The following is a 16,672-nucleotide window of genomic DNA, read 5'->3' as shown; positions in this document are numbered from 1 at the left end:
ACTCCTTTTTATTGTCGTCATTCAAACGAAAGTCAATCGATGAATTTTACCTTTGCCGCATTACGGGGTTTGGCAGCGGGCGTTTCGTCCGGATAGCCGAAAGCGATACAGTAAAGTAGCTGATAGCCTTCCGGAATATCCAGTTTCTTCAGGTATTCGGCAGCAGCCGGAGTAGAGGTCATGAAGCGCGTGGGACCGCCCAAGCAGCAAGAACCGATTCCCATGGACCAGGCTGATAGAATCATATTCTCACCCAACAGTCCACAGTCAATCTGTGAAAGGTCATAAGACGGGTCATTGGCAATAAATACTACTGTAGAAGCGTTGCGGAACATGTTCTTGAATTTCGGGTCTTCGGCGGCTTTGGGATTTTCCTTCTTGTAGATTTCCGTAATTCCGTTGATGAAATCCGGGTTATCCACTACACGCACTTCCCACGATTGCTTGTTCTGTCCGTTGGGTGCATTGATACCGCAATCCAGGATAATCTGCATGGTGTCGCGATTCACGGCTTGCGGTTTGTACTGGCGGATGCTGCGGCGTGACATGATGGTTTCAATCACCGTATTCTCTTTGCTTTCATTTGCATTGGCAACTTGGGTCTCTTTCTGGACCTGGGCACCGCAACTGCAGAGCAGCAACAAACTTGCGCCTGCCAACATCAATCTGATACTTTTCATATTGCTTTATTTGAATAATGGTTTCTGCAAAACTACTAAAACTTTCGGATTATCAATGAGATAGAGATATTAAAAAAGAAAAAAGGCATCTCCCGGAGGAGATACCTTTTCCATATGTTTCTAACTTTATTGTCAGATTAGAGCTTCGGACCAGCAGCAACCAAAGCCTTACCAGCTTCGTTGCCAGTGAACTTAGCGAAGTTCTTGATGAAGCGGCCAGCCAGGTCTTTTGCTTTTTCTTCCCATTGGCAAGCGCATTCGTAAGTATCGCGAGGATCAAGAATCTTCGGATCTACATTAGGCAATTCAGTAGGAACCACGAAGTCGAAGAAAGGAATAACCTTCGTCGGAGCCTTGTCGATAGAACCGTCGAGGATAGCGTCGATGATACCACGAGTATCTTTGATAGAGATACGTTTGCCGCTACCGTTCCAACCAGTGTTAACCAAGTATGCCTTAGCACCAACCTTGTTCATCTTCTTAACCAATTCTTCTGCATATTTAGTAGGATGCAGGCTCAGGAAAGCAGCACCGAAGCAAGCAGAGAATGTCGGAGTCGGTTCAGTGATACCACGTTCTGTACCAGCCAACTTAGCAGTAAAGCCAGACAAGAAGTAGTACTGAGCTTGTTCAGGGTTCAAGATAGATACCGGAGGTAATACACCGAATGCGTCAGCAGACAAGAAGATTACCTGGTGAGCGTGAGGACCCTTAGAAACCGGTTTAACAATGTTATTGATGTGGTAGATAGGATAAGAAACACGAGTGTTTTCTGTTACGCTCTTGTCAGCGAAGTCAATCTTACCGTCAGCAGCTACTGTAACATTCTCCAACAGAGCGTCACGCTTGATGGCAGCGTAGATATCGGGTTCGCTTTCTTTATCCAAGTTAATAACCTTAGCGTAGCAACCACCTTCGTAGTTGAATACACCTTCGTCATCCCATCCGTGTTCATCGTCACCGATCAACAGACGTTTCGGGTCAGTTGACAAGGTAGTCTTACCAGTACCGGACAGACCGAAGAAGATAGCAGAGTCAGTACCTTCCATGTTAGTGTTGGCAGAGCAGTGCATAGAAGCGATACCACGCAACGGGTTCTTGTAGTTCATGATAGAGAACATACCCTTCTTCATTTCACCGCCGTACCAAGTGTTCAAGATAACCTGTTCGTTGGTCTTCAAGTTGAATACAGTAGCTGTTTCAGAGTTCAGACCCAGTTCCTTGTAGTTGTCAACTTTTGCCTTAGAAGCGTTGAATGATACGAAATCGGGTTCTCCGTAGTTAGCCAGTTCTTCAGCAGTCGGGCGGATGAACATGTTAGTTACGAAGTGAGCCTGCCATGCCACTTCCATGATGAAACGTACTTTCATACGAGTAGCGGGGTTGGCGCCACAGAAAGTATCAACAACGAACAGACGCTTGCCGCTCAATTCCTTTACAGCCTTAGCCTTTAGGTCAGCCCAAGCTTCTTCAGAGCAAGGTTTGTTGTCGTTTTTGTATTCTTCAGAAGTCCACCATACAGAATCCTTGCTGGCTTCATTCATTACGAAGAATTTATCTTTAGGAGAACGACCGGTATAGATACCTGTCATTACATTTACAGCACCCAGTTCAGTTACCTGACCTTTTTCAAAACCTTCCAAACCTGGTTTGGTTTCTTCTGCGAACAGTACATCGTAAGACGGGTTGTGGATAATTTCCTTCACGTCTTGGATACCGTACTTGCTTAAATCTAAATTTGCCATTTCTTTTAATGATTTAAAATGTTGGTATTTGGTTTATAATCTCTTTCCTTAATCTCTTTTACCTTTGATTTACAAGGAAAAACGGGTGTAGAAAAGCTCTTTTTTTCCTGCTTTTCAGCAGGTCCCTTGTTTTTCGCCTACAAAAGTAATACTTTCTTTTTAAAGAAAAGCTCTATTAGAGAAATTTTTCTCTAATAGGAAATCTTTTATAAAACCATAACAATATCTGCTAACTGAATGTTGCAAATTGGGTGAAATTCGTTTACTTTGCACATCAAAACATTCTATAATTATGAAGGTTATCAACTTTGCCGAGACAAATTCTGTCTTGAACCAATACGTGGCAGAAATTCGTGATGTAGCAGTCCAGGGCGACCGTATGCGTTTCCGCCGTAATATTGAACGCATTGGAGAGATAATGGCGTATGAAATGAGTAAGGAACTGACGTATTCTGTCAAGCAGGTACAGACTCCCTTGGGGGTGGCGTCGGTCAGCACACCCGATGACGAGGTGGTGATTGCCACTGTTTTCCGTGCCGGATTGCCTTTGCATACTGGATTCTTGAATATGTTCGACCATGCCGGGAACGCTTTTGTTTCCGCTTACCGTTATTATAAGGATAAGGAATGCCGTACGGTGGATGTACACATCGAATACATCGCTACTCCGGATTTGTCCAAGAAGACATTATTGATTGTAGACCCGATGCTTGCCACGGGAGAAAGTATGGAATTGGCCTGGAAGGCCTTCGTCACCAAGGGGATGCCGGCCAAGTTGCAGATAGCTTGTGTCATAGCCAGCCAGCAGGGCGTAGAGCATCTGGAAAAGCTGTTCCCTGGAGATGAAGTGACCTTGTGGTGTGCAGCAATCGACCCGGAGATGAACGAGCATTCCTATATCGTTCCCGGGCTGGGAGATGCCGGAGATTTGGCGTTCGGTGACAAGATATAAGGTTCATATATCTTTTCCATCAGCCTTTTCCCAAGTGCGGGCCTATAATGACCCGGTTCATAATAATTGTGGATGTCTTCCGTGTATTCGTTGATACCGGTGAAATCAAATACATTCCGTTTTCCGAAGAAGCGCTTCAGTGTCTTTACGTCGGCAGGGTTTATGTTGACTTGCAGGTAGTCGGGACTGATAATGATTTTTACATCGGTATCATGTTTCCGGCAAATCCACTTTATTTCCTGCAACAGATTGATTTGCTTTTCCCTGAGCACTTGGGGGGCTTCCCGGTATTTCCCGTCTCTATAATTCTTCATTTTCTCTTTGGTGAATTCTCCTTTCCGGTTTTCCCAGTACTTATCTCCCTCTTCCTTTATCATTTTCTCTCTGGGATTTAACACGTCATTGGTTACCGGGTTTCGGGTGGAGCCATAGGGGTTTATAACCCCTTTCATGTAAGGGCGATAGGTATGGAACAGCTTGTAGTCCAGATAGGGGAAGAGAAAGTTCGGGTAGAAGAAGGCTTGGCAGAATTCCTTCTGAAACTTGAAGCTGCTTATTCCCGATATGGCGGGCGGCAGAATGTTGGAATGTCCGGTGAGGCAACGGTCGTTGTGCAATGATTCCTTGTCGATAATCAGCAGTAGGTTCTTGATTGTTGCACCTGCCTTGTCCAGTGCCTTCAGCTTCAGGCAGACGGCGGCAAGGCTTTCGGCATTTCCGAATAGCCGTACGGCTCTTCCGCCGTGGAGGTATTTCTCCCATTCATGGCATTGATAAGCCATAGTGCAGGAGTTTCCCATGATATAGGAGTCGATGGGGATGGTATCCCGGTTGTTCAGATACATCTGCCACCCCACGTGCCCTTCGTTTAGTACAACCGGGGTTTGGTCGTATCGTTCATAGTTCTTCAGGACCATGAAAGGGTCGTCCAGGAAATAGACTGCCAGTAGGGCTATAAAAGGGATAAAAAGGATAAAGAGCTTTTTCATGAAACGTATGGCTGCGTTCCGTTCGCTGTTTTTCTTCATCATGTGTCTTTATTGTCAAAATTGTAAATATATGAAGCTGTCCGAGTTGAACTGTCCCAGTGTGAAAAGTATTATGGCGAGCAGATAATAGATACTCCATCTTACGGCTGCCGGCTGTCGTCCGAGGGCTTCTAGCAAATCATGCTTGGACATGAAATATTCGTAAACCAATATCAGTACGAGTGCGCTTCCTGCCACAATGCTGTTGTGGTCCGGCATTCCGATGTTCATTTCCTTCCAACTGTAATGTACGCCGAAGGAGAGGTGGCTGATGTAGTGGAACGCTTCGGCCATAGAACTTGCCCGGAAGAATATCAGAGATACGGCAAAAAGTAGGTAGGTCCTTACGACGGATAGTGTGGCATATAAGCGGCTTCCCAATTGGGCTTTCAGTCTGCGGTGAAATGTCGTGGTCTTCATCTCGTAGAAGATGATGACACCTTGAATTAGTCCGTAGACAGCGAAGTTCCATCCGGCACCATGCCAGATACCCAGTCCCGTGAAGGTCAGCGCCAGACTTAGAAATACGCCCCATTGTCCCCATCCACGCAGGCTCGAGGACAACGGGAGGTACAGATAGTCGCGTACCCAGAATGAAAGCGACATGTGCCATCGGCGCCAGAAGTCGGCAGTGGTCTGTGCAATGAACGGCCGGTTGAAGTTTGGGCTGAGCTTGAATCCCAGCATGCGCGCTCCTCCCAATGCGATGTCGGTATATCCGGAGAAGTCGGCATACAGCTCTATCGGATATAGGAGGCATGCCATCAGTAATTGCACGCCCGAGGCTGTGTATACCGACCCGAAGACACCGTCTATGTATGGGGCGATGGAGTCGGCCAGTATCAGTTTCTTTATTAGTCCCACGACAATCAGTCTCATTCCGTAGACCATGGATGTATAGTCCGTAGCTTTGCAGGACTTCAGTTGGGGGAGCATGTCACTTGCTCTTTCTATGGGACCGGAAAGGAACTTCATGAAGAAGAGCATGTATATCATGAAGTCGGGCAGGCTCTTTTCCGGTTCTTCTTCTTGCCAATAGATTTCTGTCAGGTACGAAATGGCCTGGAAAGTATAGAAAGAGATTCCCAGCGGAAAAAGGATGTGGCAGTCTGTAAGCCGGTCGGCATACCGGAATGCCAACCAGCTCACGACCAGAAAACACACACCTGAAAAATAAATTCCCTTCATGCTGCTTTCCCGCTTGGTCTGTCCTATCCATTTGCCAAGGTAGAAGGTGGTAAGCGTGAGGATGAGGGCCGTTATCAGAAAAGTGAGGTGGTAGAAGCCTATGAAGAGGCAGCTGGCTGTCAGTAAGGTCGCTTTTCTGAATCGTGAAGGAAGCGTATGGTATAGAATGAAAGTACACGCAAACAGTACGACGAAGTTCAGGGATATGAATGACATTTCCTAGTTGGTTTTGGTTAAAATGGCATGGCAGATGTCTCCCACGTTTTTGAGTTTTACAATATCTCTGAAGGTGAAGCGTACATTGAATTTCTTCTCTATCTTGTTTATCAGTTGCATGTTGGTCAGTGAATCCCATCCTTCCACATCCTGGGCGGTGGTCTCATTGTCAAGTACAATGTTCTCTCTTTTCAGTACCTCCCGAAAGATGAGGCTCATTTCATTCAAAATAGTCTGTGTATCCATTGTCAAGTTTAAATTAGTTCTTGTATTTTCTTTCTGTCTGTTTTGCTACTGGTGTTCAGCGGAAACTGTTCCAGGCAATGCATATGCTTGGGAATCATGTAGTAGGGAAGCCTGCTATACAGATATTCCTCCATCTGCTGTTTGTCGAGCTGTTTCTTCTCTACGACGAGATGTAGTTCGCACTGATTGCCGTTGTCGTATTTGGGAATGACGACTACACGGCATTCACCGTTGAAAAAGTTTTTTGCCACATGTTCAATCTCGCTCAGCTCGATGCGAAATCCTTGTATCTTTATCTGTGAGTCTTTTCGTCCGCAATAGATGATGTCACCGTCGGCATCCATCCGGCAGAGGTCTCCCGTCTTGTAGTATACTTTTCCATTGGCGGTCTCTACGAGGCATTCCCCGTTTTTTTCGGGAGCATTCCAGTATCCACCCATCACTTGATTGCCGCTAATCCATAGTTCGCCGGTTTCTCCGGTAGGCAGCGGGCGACCGTCGTTATCCATAATTAGGGCATCGATGCCTTCGAAAGGCCTTCCGATAGCGGTCATGCCGTTGTGATGCTTGCAGGAGGTGACGGGTATCCGGTAGGCAGTGCAGTAGATGGTTCCCTCTGTCGGTCCGTATAGGTTTATGAAAGAGGCATTGGGGACACATTTTCTGAAAGCATCCAACAGCTCCGCGTCAGAAGCCTCGGCAGTAACCACTAGATATCTAAGTGCGGGGAGGTGTATCTCCGGAAAATAGGGACGTAGCAGCTGGAGCAGTGAAGGGGCCACGGCAGCGAAGGTCAGGTCGTATTTTTCCAGAGTTTCAATTACGTTGATGTATTTCACGCCTTCCGGAGAAACGGTGTATATGCAAGCACCCAGCGTCAGCGGATATAGAAAGGATACGATGGAAACGTCAAAAGTGAGTTCGAACATCTGCAGCATCCGGTCGTTCTCGTCCAGTTGCCAGCCGAGGCGGTGGTAGGCGGTATAGAAAGCATTCAGGTTACGGCGGGAGATGGGTACTCCTTTGGGTTCGCCCGTGCTTCCGGAGGTAAAGATGATGTAGGCATTTTCCTCTTCTGCCGTATGGAGGATGTCTTCTGCGGCATGGAACGTGGCGGAGTTCTCTGCCTGCTCTATTTCGGAGGTACATATCAGTTCCAGATTCCGGGTGTCGAGGTTCAAGACATGGATATTCTCGGTATGCAGCACGAGGCGAATGCCTGCCGAGTCGGCAATTCTGTCGTTCCTATGTTTGGGGTAGGAAGGATGGAGGATGACGTATGTCTTTCCGCAAATCAGTGCAGATAGTATGGATGCGTATGTTTCCAGTCTGTTTTCTGCGACGATGCCGATAATTTTGTCTTCTCTGTCCTTGAATAGGGAGGATATTTTCTGTACGCAAGTTGCCAGCTCTCCATAAGTGCAGGCCGTGTCTTCGATGACGAATGCCAGTCGGTCGGCATATTTGCCGAAGGCTTTCATGATGTCGCCAATCAAGTCATTTGGATACTTTTTCATTTAGTCCGTTATGTTATAGTTCAGTTTTTGCGGAAGCGATGTTTGTCCGTCGTTCATTAAAGACAGTGGTTTCCCGCAATCTCCCTACCGGGAAATCCTTAAGATTTCTAAAAAAGGAGGGATACTGTTCGGAATAAAAGAAACAGAGGGGGCAAATACATACTCACCACAGGATAGCACGGATTAACACTGCTAAAAGCTCTTTATTATCAGAACTCCTAAGGCAATCTGTGTTAATCCGTGTTATTCTGTGGTGAGTATGATATACTCTTCGGGCAAAATGGGTTTGCGAACAAAGTCCTTATTTTGCCCAGAACAGTTTGTGGTAGTAAGTGTCTTCGGCTGACACCTCTTTATAGTAGGGATTGTAGTTGACTTCCGTATTCGGGTATCTCCAGCGGTTCGGCACATTTGTGATGGTACCGGCCACTTCGGGGAAGGCTAGGCCGGACGGATAGCCGGTACGTCGGATATCACTCCATGCCTCACGACTGGCTAGGAAACCGAAATGCAGCCACTTTTGGGTAATGATGGCATCCAGCTTGTCTGTATATTTCGTGCTGTTCCATTTGGCAGCGGCGAAAGAGGCGGTTTCTTCGGCGGTAGGGGCATCATACCGGCGTGCGTTTTCACCCGTACTTACCGAATCGTAATAGTAGTAAAGCGTGATGGACTGGCTGACAGCCTTTTTGAACTCTTCTTCCGCTTTCGCTTCATTCTTTGCCACTCCATACCCCATTTCATAGGCTTCCGCTTTCAGGAAATGGATTTCGGGTGAGGCCATTATCAGCATGTCGAATTTGTCGTTTTCCCAAAAGAAACCTTTCTGCGTGATTTGTGAGAAACCGGTGTTGCTGGTATTGACTTCGTCTTGTGCCTGCGAGTTGTAATATTCCGTCAGCTCATCCGCCACGGTAAGGTCTGTACCCAGATAACGGTGCTCGTCCAATTGACCGGTGTTCTGGTTGGTAATCTTCACGGGATTGAAGTTGAGCAGGATGCGCGGGTCGTCTTCTCCTTTCACATAAACGCCGCTCAGTGGGTCATTGCTGGTCATATCATAGTTGCCATGGCCCAGCATGCGGTCGATGATGGCGCCCGAAGCAAGTCGGTTGGTTACCCAGTCACCCAGTCCGTGGCCTGCGGTGAAGTTCAGTTGCCCAGACTTCTGGTTGACAATGAGAATGTTGTTTTCTTGTTCCTCTATCAACGGATAGGCTGACGGATTTTCCAGGATTTCCTTGATGGCGGTACGGCCTTCCGCCTGCAAGTCTCCTTGCGCGGCTACGCGCATGGCAAGGCGCAGTCGCAAGGAGTTTGCATAGCGTTCCCATTTGTCCATGTCCCCGTTGTTGATAAAGTCTTGTGTATTGAAGTTCCTCGGTGTGGGGATGGAGCGGAACCGCGGAGCAATTTCTTTGAGCTCATCAAGAATGGTTTTATAAATATCCTCGGCCTTGTCATAATGAGCATACGATTTACCTACATCGTTGGTAAGCGGCAGCGTACAAGCTTCCGAGAAAGGCATATCCCCGAAAACGTCCACTGTGGCGGCAAAGAAATCGTACAACTGTACTTTGGCGGCAAGATAGAATGCCTCGTCCTGGGCTTGTTCTGCCGCGCTTTCTTCCTCGTAGAGAGATTCCAGCTTGCGGAACTGGGCCAGTGCCGAATACACATTGTCCCACTGTCCGTCAATAGCGGGTATATAGCCGGGGGTATACATATCCGTAGTGTTGGAGTAGCCGAAGGTTTGTGCATACTTGCCCGTAAACTGTGAATCGAATCCGAAGAACCGGTTGTATTCGTAAACATCATAGTCCTTTACTTTTTGGAAGACTCCTACCATCAGATTACTGATGGTGACTTGGGTTACTTTGGAGGGGTCTTCGTATTTGCTGTCGAAGTCATAATCCGTACAGCCTGATGTTGTCAAGAGGAATGCTCCCAATGAAACAAGAGATAATATCTTTGTCTTTTTCATACTCTTTGTTGTTTTTTGGATGGTTGTTTTGTCAGAAACTTGCACGAAGTGAAACACCGAAACTGCGGGTAGCTGTGGTAGAACTTCCCACGGTAGCCTGGTTGGCCCAGGATGTTCCGACGGACGACTCCGCATCGTAGTTTTTCAGTGCTTTGTAGAAGTAGAAGAGATTACGTCCGAAGACCGACACACTCAGCCGGCCCAGTCCCAGTTTGGAGATCATCTTTTCGGGAAACTGGTAGCCGATGGTCAATTCACGCAGTTTGACATAAGAATTGTCGAATACCGAATGGCGGTATGTCAGCTGTTCGGCCTCCGTTCCCCAATTATAGGTGGTGTTGTAGTAATAGCCTGCCGGAATGATACGTGTGTTTCTTTCGCCAGTGGAGGCCACTACACCCGGAAGGATGATGCCGTCGTGGTAGATTATCTCTCCGTTGGGGCCGGCACCCGTGGAAGGGTCTACTTGTACCGGAATTCCGCTGGAATTGTTGTCGCCCGGATAGTAATAGGACAGTCCGCCGTGTTCCGTATCGCGGTACTTTAGGGATTCGGGTGTCAGACCCACTGCGGTGGCATATTGGTTCATTTCGTTGATGACATCTCCTCCGATGCGGAAGTCGATACTGAAATCGAGGAATACATTCTTGTAGGAGAAAGAGTTGAATAGACCTCCTACGCCTGCCGGATTGATGTTGCCGACTTTCTGCAATTCGGTTTGGTTGAGGTAAAGCCCTTTATCGGAAACGAGGTACTCACCGTTTTCGTTCACCTGGGGAACCTGCGCATAGATGTCACCCATTGGCTGGCCTTCCACAGCTTGTATTTTTATTCCACTGCCTCCGGAGTTGAGTATTTCCAGATAGGGCACTCCATCGGCCAGTTTCACTACTTTGTTCTTATATACACCATAGTTGGCTGTCAGGTCCCAGCGGAAATCTCTGGTCAGTATGGGAGTGGCACTGATTGATATATCCCAGCCGTGGTTGGCTACCTCGCCCACATTCATCAACACATTCTTTACGCCTGATGTGGAAGGTTGCGGTGTGGAGAGTATCTGGTCCTTTACACGGTTGTTGTAGTAAGATACATCTATACCCAACCGGTTGTTTAAGAACTTGCTTTCCAGACCTATCTCGTATTCGTACTTCTTTTCCGGACGGATATCTGCATTCCCCCATGAAGAGGGAATGGTGTTCCAGGTGAATCCGTTGTCCGAACCTTGCTCGTAGACGATATTGGCGGTATAGGTTTCAGGAGCATTTCCTACGATACCGTATGAGAGGCGCAGTTTTCCATAGTTCCACCATGACGGCATGTGGAAGGCTTGGGTGAAGAGGAAACTCAGATTAGCGGAAGGATAGAAAAAGCTCTGGTCTTTTAGGGTAGACGAGCGTTCCTGGCGTCCGGTCAGTTCAAGGAATAGATAGTTGTCCCATCCCAGGCTTAGTGTACCCATATAGCCGGTTTTCAGTAGTTCCATACGTTGCAGGGTACTGCTTGGCGTGTAGCGGCTGGCATTGAGGTCGAACCAGTTTTCCGTGACAAGCCCGCCATTGGTGGAGACCCTGATATTGTTCATATTTTCGTAGCGTCCGGTCCAGCCTACGGTGGCGGCAATGTCGAAGCGGTTGATATTATAGTTGAAGTTCAACATAACATCTCCATAAACAATGTCGTAACGGCGGTTGATGGACTGGAAGCTGCCGTTGGGGTCGTATAGGGAATTGGGTTGTTCGCTTTCATATTTCAGTGTTTGCTTCACATCTGTGATATCAGTTGAAACCTGGGCACGCAGACTCAGCCAGTTGGTTATCTGCCAGGTGGGGCGAATCATACCGATGAGCCGGTTCTCTGTCTCGTCGCTATGGTGATGGTACATATTCCACAGCATGTTGTTCACTCCGGTGGCGTAACTGGGGTCGTAGGCCCATGATTCCTCGGGAGTCAGCGTGGCGTTTCCTCCGACAAAGGTATTACGGTATCCCAGACTGGTGACGTAACTTTGTTTCAGATAGGGAATGTCCAGGAAGGTGGAGAACATGTTGCCGAAACCGCTGTATAGGTTGAGCGAGGTTTGCGGGCGGTCTTCTACATTCTGTACGATGTAGTTAAGGGAGTATTCCAGTTTCAGCGGTTTCGCCAGTTGATACGAACCGGTCAGCTTGAAGTTGTGTTTGGTGAAGCTTCCGGTCAGGGCATTGGGAATCTCGTCCATGAATGTGTAGGAGAAGCGGTTGCTGGTGGTTTCCGTCCCTTGTGAGATGGCGAGATTGTAGGTCTGGGTCCAGCCGGTGCGAAACAACTCTTTCCACGGGTTGTCGGTCAGTGCCTGGTAGGGGCGCATCTTCCCGTCCCAGTAAAGTACCTCGCTGCCGTCGTATTTTGGGCCGAAGGACAAGGTGGTGGAACGGAGGCTTTTGTAGCTTTGTCCGTTTAGGGTTCTCTGATAGAAGCCTCCCGTCTGTTTCTCATAATCGCTGTATGCGGTGTTGTAGGTTCCCGGCCCGTATACGGTCTGTACTTTTGGCAGATAAGCCGGTAAGTTTGCCATGACTTGGGCATTGAAGTCCACCGTCAGCTTGCCGCTTTTGGCGCGCTTGCTAGTGATGACTACCGCACCGTTTGCAGCCTCCGAGCCGTAGAGAGCTGTGGCGGAAGCTCCTTTCAGAATACTGAGGCTCTCGATGTCCTCTGGGTTGATGTCTACCAGACCATTGGAACGGATTTGTCCGTCGTTGCCAAATTCGGCGAAGTCCGTGCTTTTACCCGTGCCGCCGTTGCGGATGGGTACACCGTCCAGAATGATGAGTGGCTGGTTATTTCCAGTGATGGAAGTCAGTCCGCGTACGTTGATGGAGACAGCTCCGGCAGAACCGCCTTGTGTCTGTGTGATGCGGACTCCCGGTGCTTTACCGTACATGGCAGAGGCAAAGTTGGGTGCTCCTGCCTTTACCAATTCGTCTGCACTGATGGTACTGATGGCATAACCGACACGTTTCGTATCTTTTTTGATACCCATTGCCGTTACTACGACTTCTTTCAGTTGCTGGGTATCTTCGCTGAGTGTAATCTTCAGGTCGCCTTGCTTTTTTCGTTTTGCCAGGTTTATCTCCCGGGTGGCATAGCCCATGTAAGCGATAGAGAGTGTTGCATCTGCAGGAACGGTCAGTGTGAAGTTGCCGTCCACATCGGTAATGACGCCGTTGTTGGTACCTTTCTGTATGACGCTGGCACCGATAAGCGGTTCTCCTGTTACATCTCTCACAATGCCTTTAATGGTTCGGTTTTCTTGTGCGAAGGCTGTTCCGGTGAAAAGAAATGCTAATAACCAACTTGCAATAATCAAACTTTTTTGGAAGTGCGACGCTGAATGTGGAATGTCACACCGTTTTCTCATCCTGATTTTCATACTACTGAAAAATAATTGATTTATCTTATTATAAATGTTACGTCCTTTCGGCGGATATTTTAGCAAGAGGTATGCCAAACGAAAGGCAGACTATCCTTTTAAGGATGAATAATGTTGATAATCAATTGCTTATTTCCTATCGGGAAAAAGGGAAGTTCGGGTGTTTGTGGTGTGGAGATGTGGAAAAAATCCACAGTAGGTATTCCACAATTTCCCTCTCTTCCCTTGAAGTCTTGTTGTCGACCCTTATTGGTAGCCTTGTTCATCGGAGGTATGCTCTATCACTACAATAAAATCTGGTGCAGTTGCAGTGGTTGCATTTTTTTTCAGGGTGGGAGTGTTTTTGACCTTTATCCGGGAAGGATTACTCGAACGAAAGAGCTATCAGCCTGCGGTTTGTGAGATTGATATTAAGCCAGTATAAATCAGAGAATCACTTTCAAAATGTGACTACTATGGTTACTGTGGCAAATATAGTTATTCTTGATGGAAGAACTGCATGTTTGGCGTAATAAGTATCTATGTTTGGGAGAGAAAGGATAGGGAGGTACTCTTACTTTTAGGAAATTAATATCATGTTTGCACCTTATTTGTTTCGTGCAAACATGATATTAATAAATCTTAGTGGTTTATTTTACTTCCCACGTATCATTCGTCATCAATAACTCCTCGAAGTTGTGATACTTCTTCTTGGCAGACACCTCTTCGATTTGTTCATGAACAGCATCGTCGTAAGTAGGAGCTTCCACATCGCGGATAACACCGAGTGCAATCGGGAAGTCGGGACCTTCCATCAGGGCAAGCTTCAGTTGCAGGGTGTTGTCCATGCAGTGGGCATCGTGGATGAGGATATCCTTCTCTGTAATGCCGTTCTCACCGAGTTTCACGACTTTTAGACCAAAGCCTTCCTGCATCAGTCCGTATTCGTTGTTCTCGCCGAAGAGCATCGGTTCGCCGTGTTTCAAGTAGATGGCATTCTTGGCGCGGTCTTCCTTTTTGGCTACGGAGTCATGCGTACCGTTATTGAAGATAACGCAGTTTTGCAGAATCTCGCAAACGGAAGCCCCTTTGTGAGCCATGGCTGCCTTCAATATTTCCACTGTCCCCGGAGCATCGGTAGCTACCGCGCGGGCAAAGAAACGGCCGCGGGCACCGAAGCAAAGCTCTGCCGGGTGGAATGGATCTTCTACCGTACCATAGGGAGACGACTTGCTGACGAAACCACGTGGAGAGGTCGGAGAATATTGACCTTTGGTCAGACCGTAGATGCGGTTGTTCAGCAGAATCATGTTCAGGTCGATGTTACGGCGTACGGCGTGGATGAAGTGGTTACCGCCGATGGCCAGACCGTCACCGTCGCCGGAGATTTGCCATACCGTCAGGTTGGGATTGGCAACCTTGGCACCCGTAGAGATGGCAGCAGCACGTCCGTGGATGGTCTGCATTGCATACGTATTCATGTAGTAGGGCAGACGGCTGGAGCAGCCGATACCTGAGATGACGGCATTCTCCCAAGGAGCTTTGCCGATTTCTGCCATTGCTTTGTGCAGTGAAGCCAGAAAGAAGTGGTCACCACAACCCGGACACCAACGGGGTTGTCCTTTTTTATAGTCTTTTGCTGTATATTCGCACATAATCTTTTTTAATTGATGGTTGATAATTGATAGTTGATAATTGGTGGCTGATGATTGATAATCCGCGTGTTCCGCATGGTAATTATCAATTGTCAACTGTCAATTATCAATTATTTTATTGAACGCTGCCACCAGCTCGGCAACGACGAACGGCTGTCCTTTCACTTCGTTGAATTGGTACGGGGTGAAGTTGTCTATCTTCATGCGCAGATAACTTGCGAATTGTCCGAGGTTCTGTTCGGCAACTACCACCTTCTTGTACTTCTTCAGGACAGCTTCCGTGTTCTTGGGGAGCGGGTTCAGATAAGTGAAGTGGGCGAGGGCCACCTTCTTGCCTGCCTTGTTCATCTCTTCCATGGCCGAATACAAGTGGCCGTATGTACCGCCGAAACCGACAATCAGCAGGTCGGCATCGTCTGCGCAACCTTGCACTTCTACATCGGGTACGGGGATTTTGGCAACCTTCTCGGCACGCAGACGGCACATCAGGTTGTGGTTTTCCGGGTCGGTGGAGATGGCACCGGTATTGCTGTCCTTCTCCAGACCGCCGAGGATGTGCATATAGCCCTCTTGTCCGGGAATGGCCCAGTAGCGGACACCCGTTTCGGGATTGCGCTTGTACGGCGTATAGTTGTCCTTCATTTCGGGAGTGACATACGGAGGATTGATAGCAGGATAATCTGCCAACTTGGGTAGTTTCCATGCACCGGAGCCGTTGGCAACGAAGCCGTCGGTCAGCAATACGACCGGAGTCATGTGTTCCAGTGCTATCTTGCTTGCCATGTAGGCTGCGTCGAAGCAGCCCGTGGGTGAAGTGGCGGCGATGACGGGCATCGGACTTTCACCGTTGCGGCCGAACAATGCCTGCAACAAGTCTGTCTGTTCCGACTTGGTGGGCAGACCGGTGGAAGGGCCGCCGCGTTGCACGTCGAGCACTACCAACGGAAGTTCGGTAATGACTGCTAGGTTCATGGCTTCCGATTTCAGGCAGACACCGGGACCGGAAGTGGAGGTCACGGCCAGTGCGCCGGCAAAAGCAGCACCGATGGAAGTGGCGCAACCGGAGATTTCGTCTTCGCACTGCACGGTCATCACGCCCAGTGATTTGTGCTTTGAGAGTTCGTGCAGCACGTCGGTTGCAGGAGTGATGGGATAGGAACCGAGGAACAGCTTCAAGCCTGCTTTCTCGGCAGCGGCAATAAAGCCGTAGGCGGTTGCCTTGTTGCCCGTGATATCCATGTATCTGCCGGGAACGGTAGTCTTGCTTTCAATCTTATATGTGTGGGCTACGGAAGCATGGGTGTTGTGTCCGTAGTCATATCCTGCATGAATGACCTTGATATTTGCTTCGGCTATTTCGGGCTTTTTGGCGAATTTCTCGCGGATGAAATCTTCGGCTATTTTCAGATCGCGGTTGAACAGCCAGCATACCAGGCCTACTGCAAACATATTGCGGCATTTCAGCATGGACTTGTTGTCCATTCCGGTGTCGGCAAGGCAGTCTTTCACCATCTTCGAGATGGGGGCGGCGATGACATCCTGCTTAATACCCATTTCCTCTATCGGATTATCGGTCTTGAAAGCGGCCTTTTCCAAGTCTGACTTCTGGAAAGCATCTGTATCGATGATGATACAAGCAGTGGATTTAGCAAACTTATATTGGGTTTTCAGTGCGGCGGCGTTCATTGCTACCAATACGTCGCATTTGTCACCCGGGGTATAGACTTTCTCAGCACCGATATGTACCTGGAAACCGGAAACGCCGGTAAGTGAGCCTTGCGGGGCGCGGATGTCTGCCGGATAGTCGGGGAATGTACTGATGTCATTGCCCACGGTAGCCGAAACTGTTGAAAAGATGTTGCCGGCGAGTTGCATACCATCACCGGAGTCTCCGGAGAAGCGGACTACCACTTGCTCCAGTTCTTTGACCATCATGTCGTTTGCCATAACTTACGAATTACTATAGATTATTTGAGGATTACTATTCCGTTTACATGGACGGCAAATTTCGGAAAGTTAATCGGATTAACAAAACTTTTTTCGGAAAATCGGCAGAATACATTATCTTTG

Annotated in this window: 11 protein-coding genes; 1 reads left to right on the top strand and 10 read right to left on the bottom strand. The window is 48.1% G+C overall.

Annotated features, from left to right (window positions below; translation table 11 throughout):
- Positions 1-32: 32 nt before the first annotated feature.
- Positions 33-680, bottom strand: coding sequence for a nitroreductase (locus tag CSD97_RS04435; protein ID WP_005830732.1), 648 nt, complete (start codon positions 678-680; stop codon positions 33-35).
- A gap of 137 nt (positions 681-817) precedes the next feature.
- Positions 818-2,425 carry a phosphoenolpyruvate carboxykinase (ATP) gene (gene pckA, locus CSD97_RS04430; RefSeq protein WP_005830728.1) on the bottom strand — a complete coding sequence of 536 codons (1,608 nt, stop codon included), beginning with the start codon at positions 2,423-2,425 and terminating at the stop codon, positions 818-820.
- 292 nt (positions 2,426-2,717) lie between these two features.
- Between pckA and upp the strand changes: the two genes are divergently transcribed.
- Entirely contained in the window at positions 2,718-3,377 is a 660-nt protein-coding gene (gene upp / locus CSD97_RS04425; protein WP_005830723.1) for a uracil phosphoribosyltransferase, read from the top strand.
- Here upp and CSD97_RS04420 read toward each other — a convergent pair.
- From CSD97_RS04420 to CSD97_RS04385, 8 genes are all read right to left on the bottom strand, one after another.
- The gene (locus CSD97_RS04420) at positions 3,320-4,408 is read right to left on the bottom strand and encodes a hypothetical protein (protein WP_005830721.1); all 1,089 of its coding nucleotides are present in this window, start codon (positions 4,406-4,408) and stop codon (positions 3,320-3,322) included. The genes upp and CSD97_RS04420 overlap by 58 nt on opposite strands.
- Before the next feature lie 12 nt (positions 4,409-4,420).
- Positions 4,421-5,809 carry an MBOAT family O-acyltransferase gene (locus CSD97_RS04415; protein ID WP_005834393.1) on the bottom strand — a complete coding sequence of 463 codons (1,389 nt, stop codon included), beginning with the start codon at positions 5,807-5,809 and terminating at the stop codon, positions 4,421-4,423.
- 3 nt (positions 5,810-5,812) lie between these two features.
- Positions 5,813-6,055, bottom strand: coding sequence for an acyl carrier protein (locus tag CSD97_RS04410; protein WP_005830717.1), 243 nt, complete (start codon positions 6,053-6,055; stop codon positions 5,813-5,815).
- A gap of 8 nt (positions 6,056-6,063) precedes the next feature.
- Positions 6,064-7,572: an amino acid adenylation domain-containing protein gene (locus CSD97_RS04405; RefSeq protein WP_055288297.1), complete on the bottom strand. Its 1,509-nt coding sequence runs from the start codon at positions 7,570-7,572 to the stop codon at positions 6,064-6,066.
- Between the two features lie 301 nt (positions 7,573-7,873).
- Complete coding sequence (locus tag CSD97_RS04400) at positions 7,874-9,556, bottom strand: SusD/RagB family nutrient-binding outer membrane lipoprotein (protein ID WP_005834395.1); 1,683 nt, start codon at positions 9,554-9,556, stop codon at positions 7,874-7,876.
- A 31-nt stretch (positions 9,557-9,587) separates the two neighbouring features.
- The gene (locus CSD97_RS04395) at positions 9,588-12,956 is read right to left on the bottom strand and encodes a SusC/RagA family TonB-linked outer membrane protein (RefSeq protein ID WP_005834396.1); all 3,369 of its coding nucleotides are present in this window, start codon (positions 12,954-12,956) and stop codon (positions 9,588-9,590) included.
- 641 nt (positions 12,957-13,597) lie between these two features.
- Positions 13,598-14,602 (bottom strand): 2-oxoacid:ferredoxin oxidoreductase subunit beta, encoded by a 1,005-nt coding sequence (locus CSD97_RS04390; protein WP_005834397.1) that lies wholly within the window; start codon positions 14,600-14,602, stop codon positions 13,598-13,600.
- 99 nt (positions 14,603-14,701) lie between these two features.
- Entirely contained in the window at positions 14,702-16,549 is a 1,848-nt protein-coding gene (locus tag CSD97_RS04385) for a 2-oxoacid:acceptor oxidoreductase subunit alpha (protein WP_034522984.1), read from the bottom strand.
- Positions 16,550-16,672 lie beyond the last annotated feature (123 nt).

The organism is Bacteroides sp. AR29 (assembly GCF_900217715.1).
Lineage (GTDB): Bacteria > Bacteroidota > Bacteroidia > Bacteroidales > Bacteroidaceae > Bacteroides > Bacteroides uniformis.
This window is presented reverse-complemented; position numbering and strand designations above follow the sequence as displayed.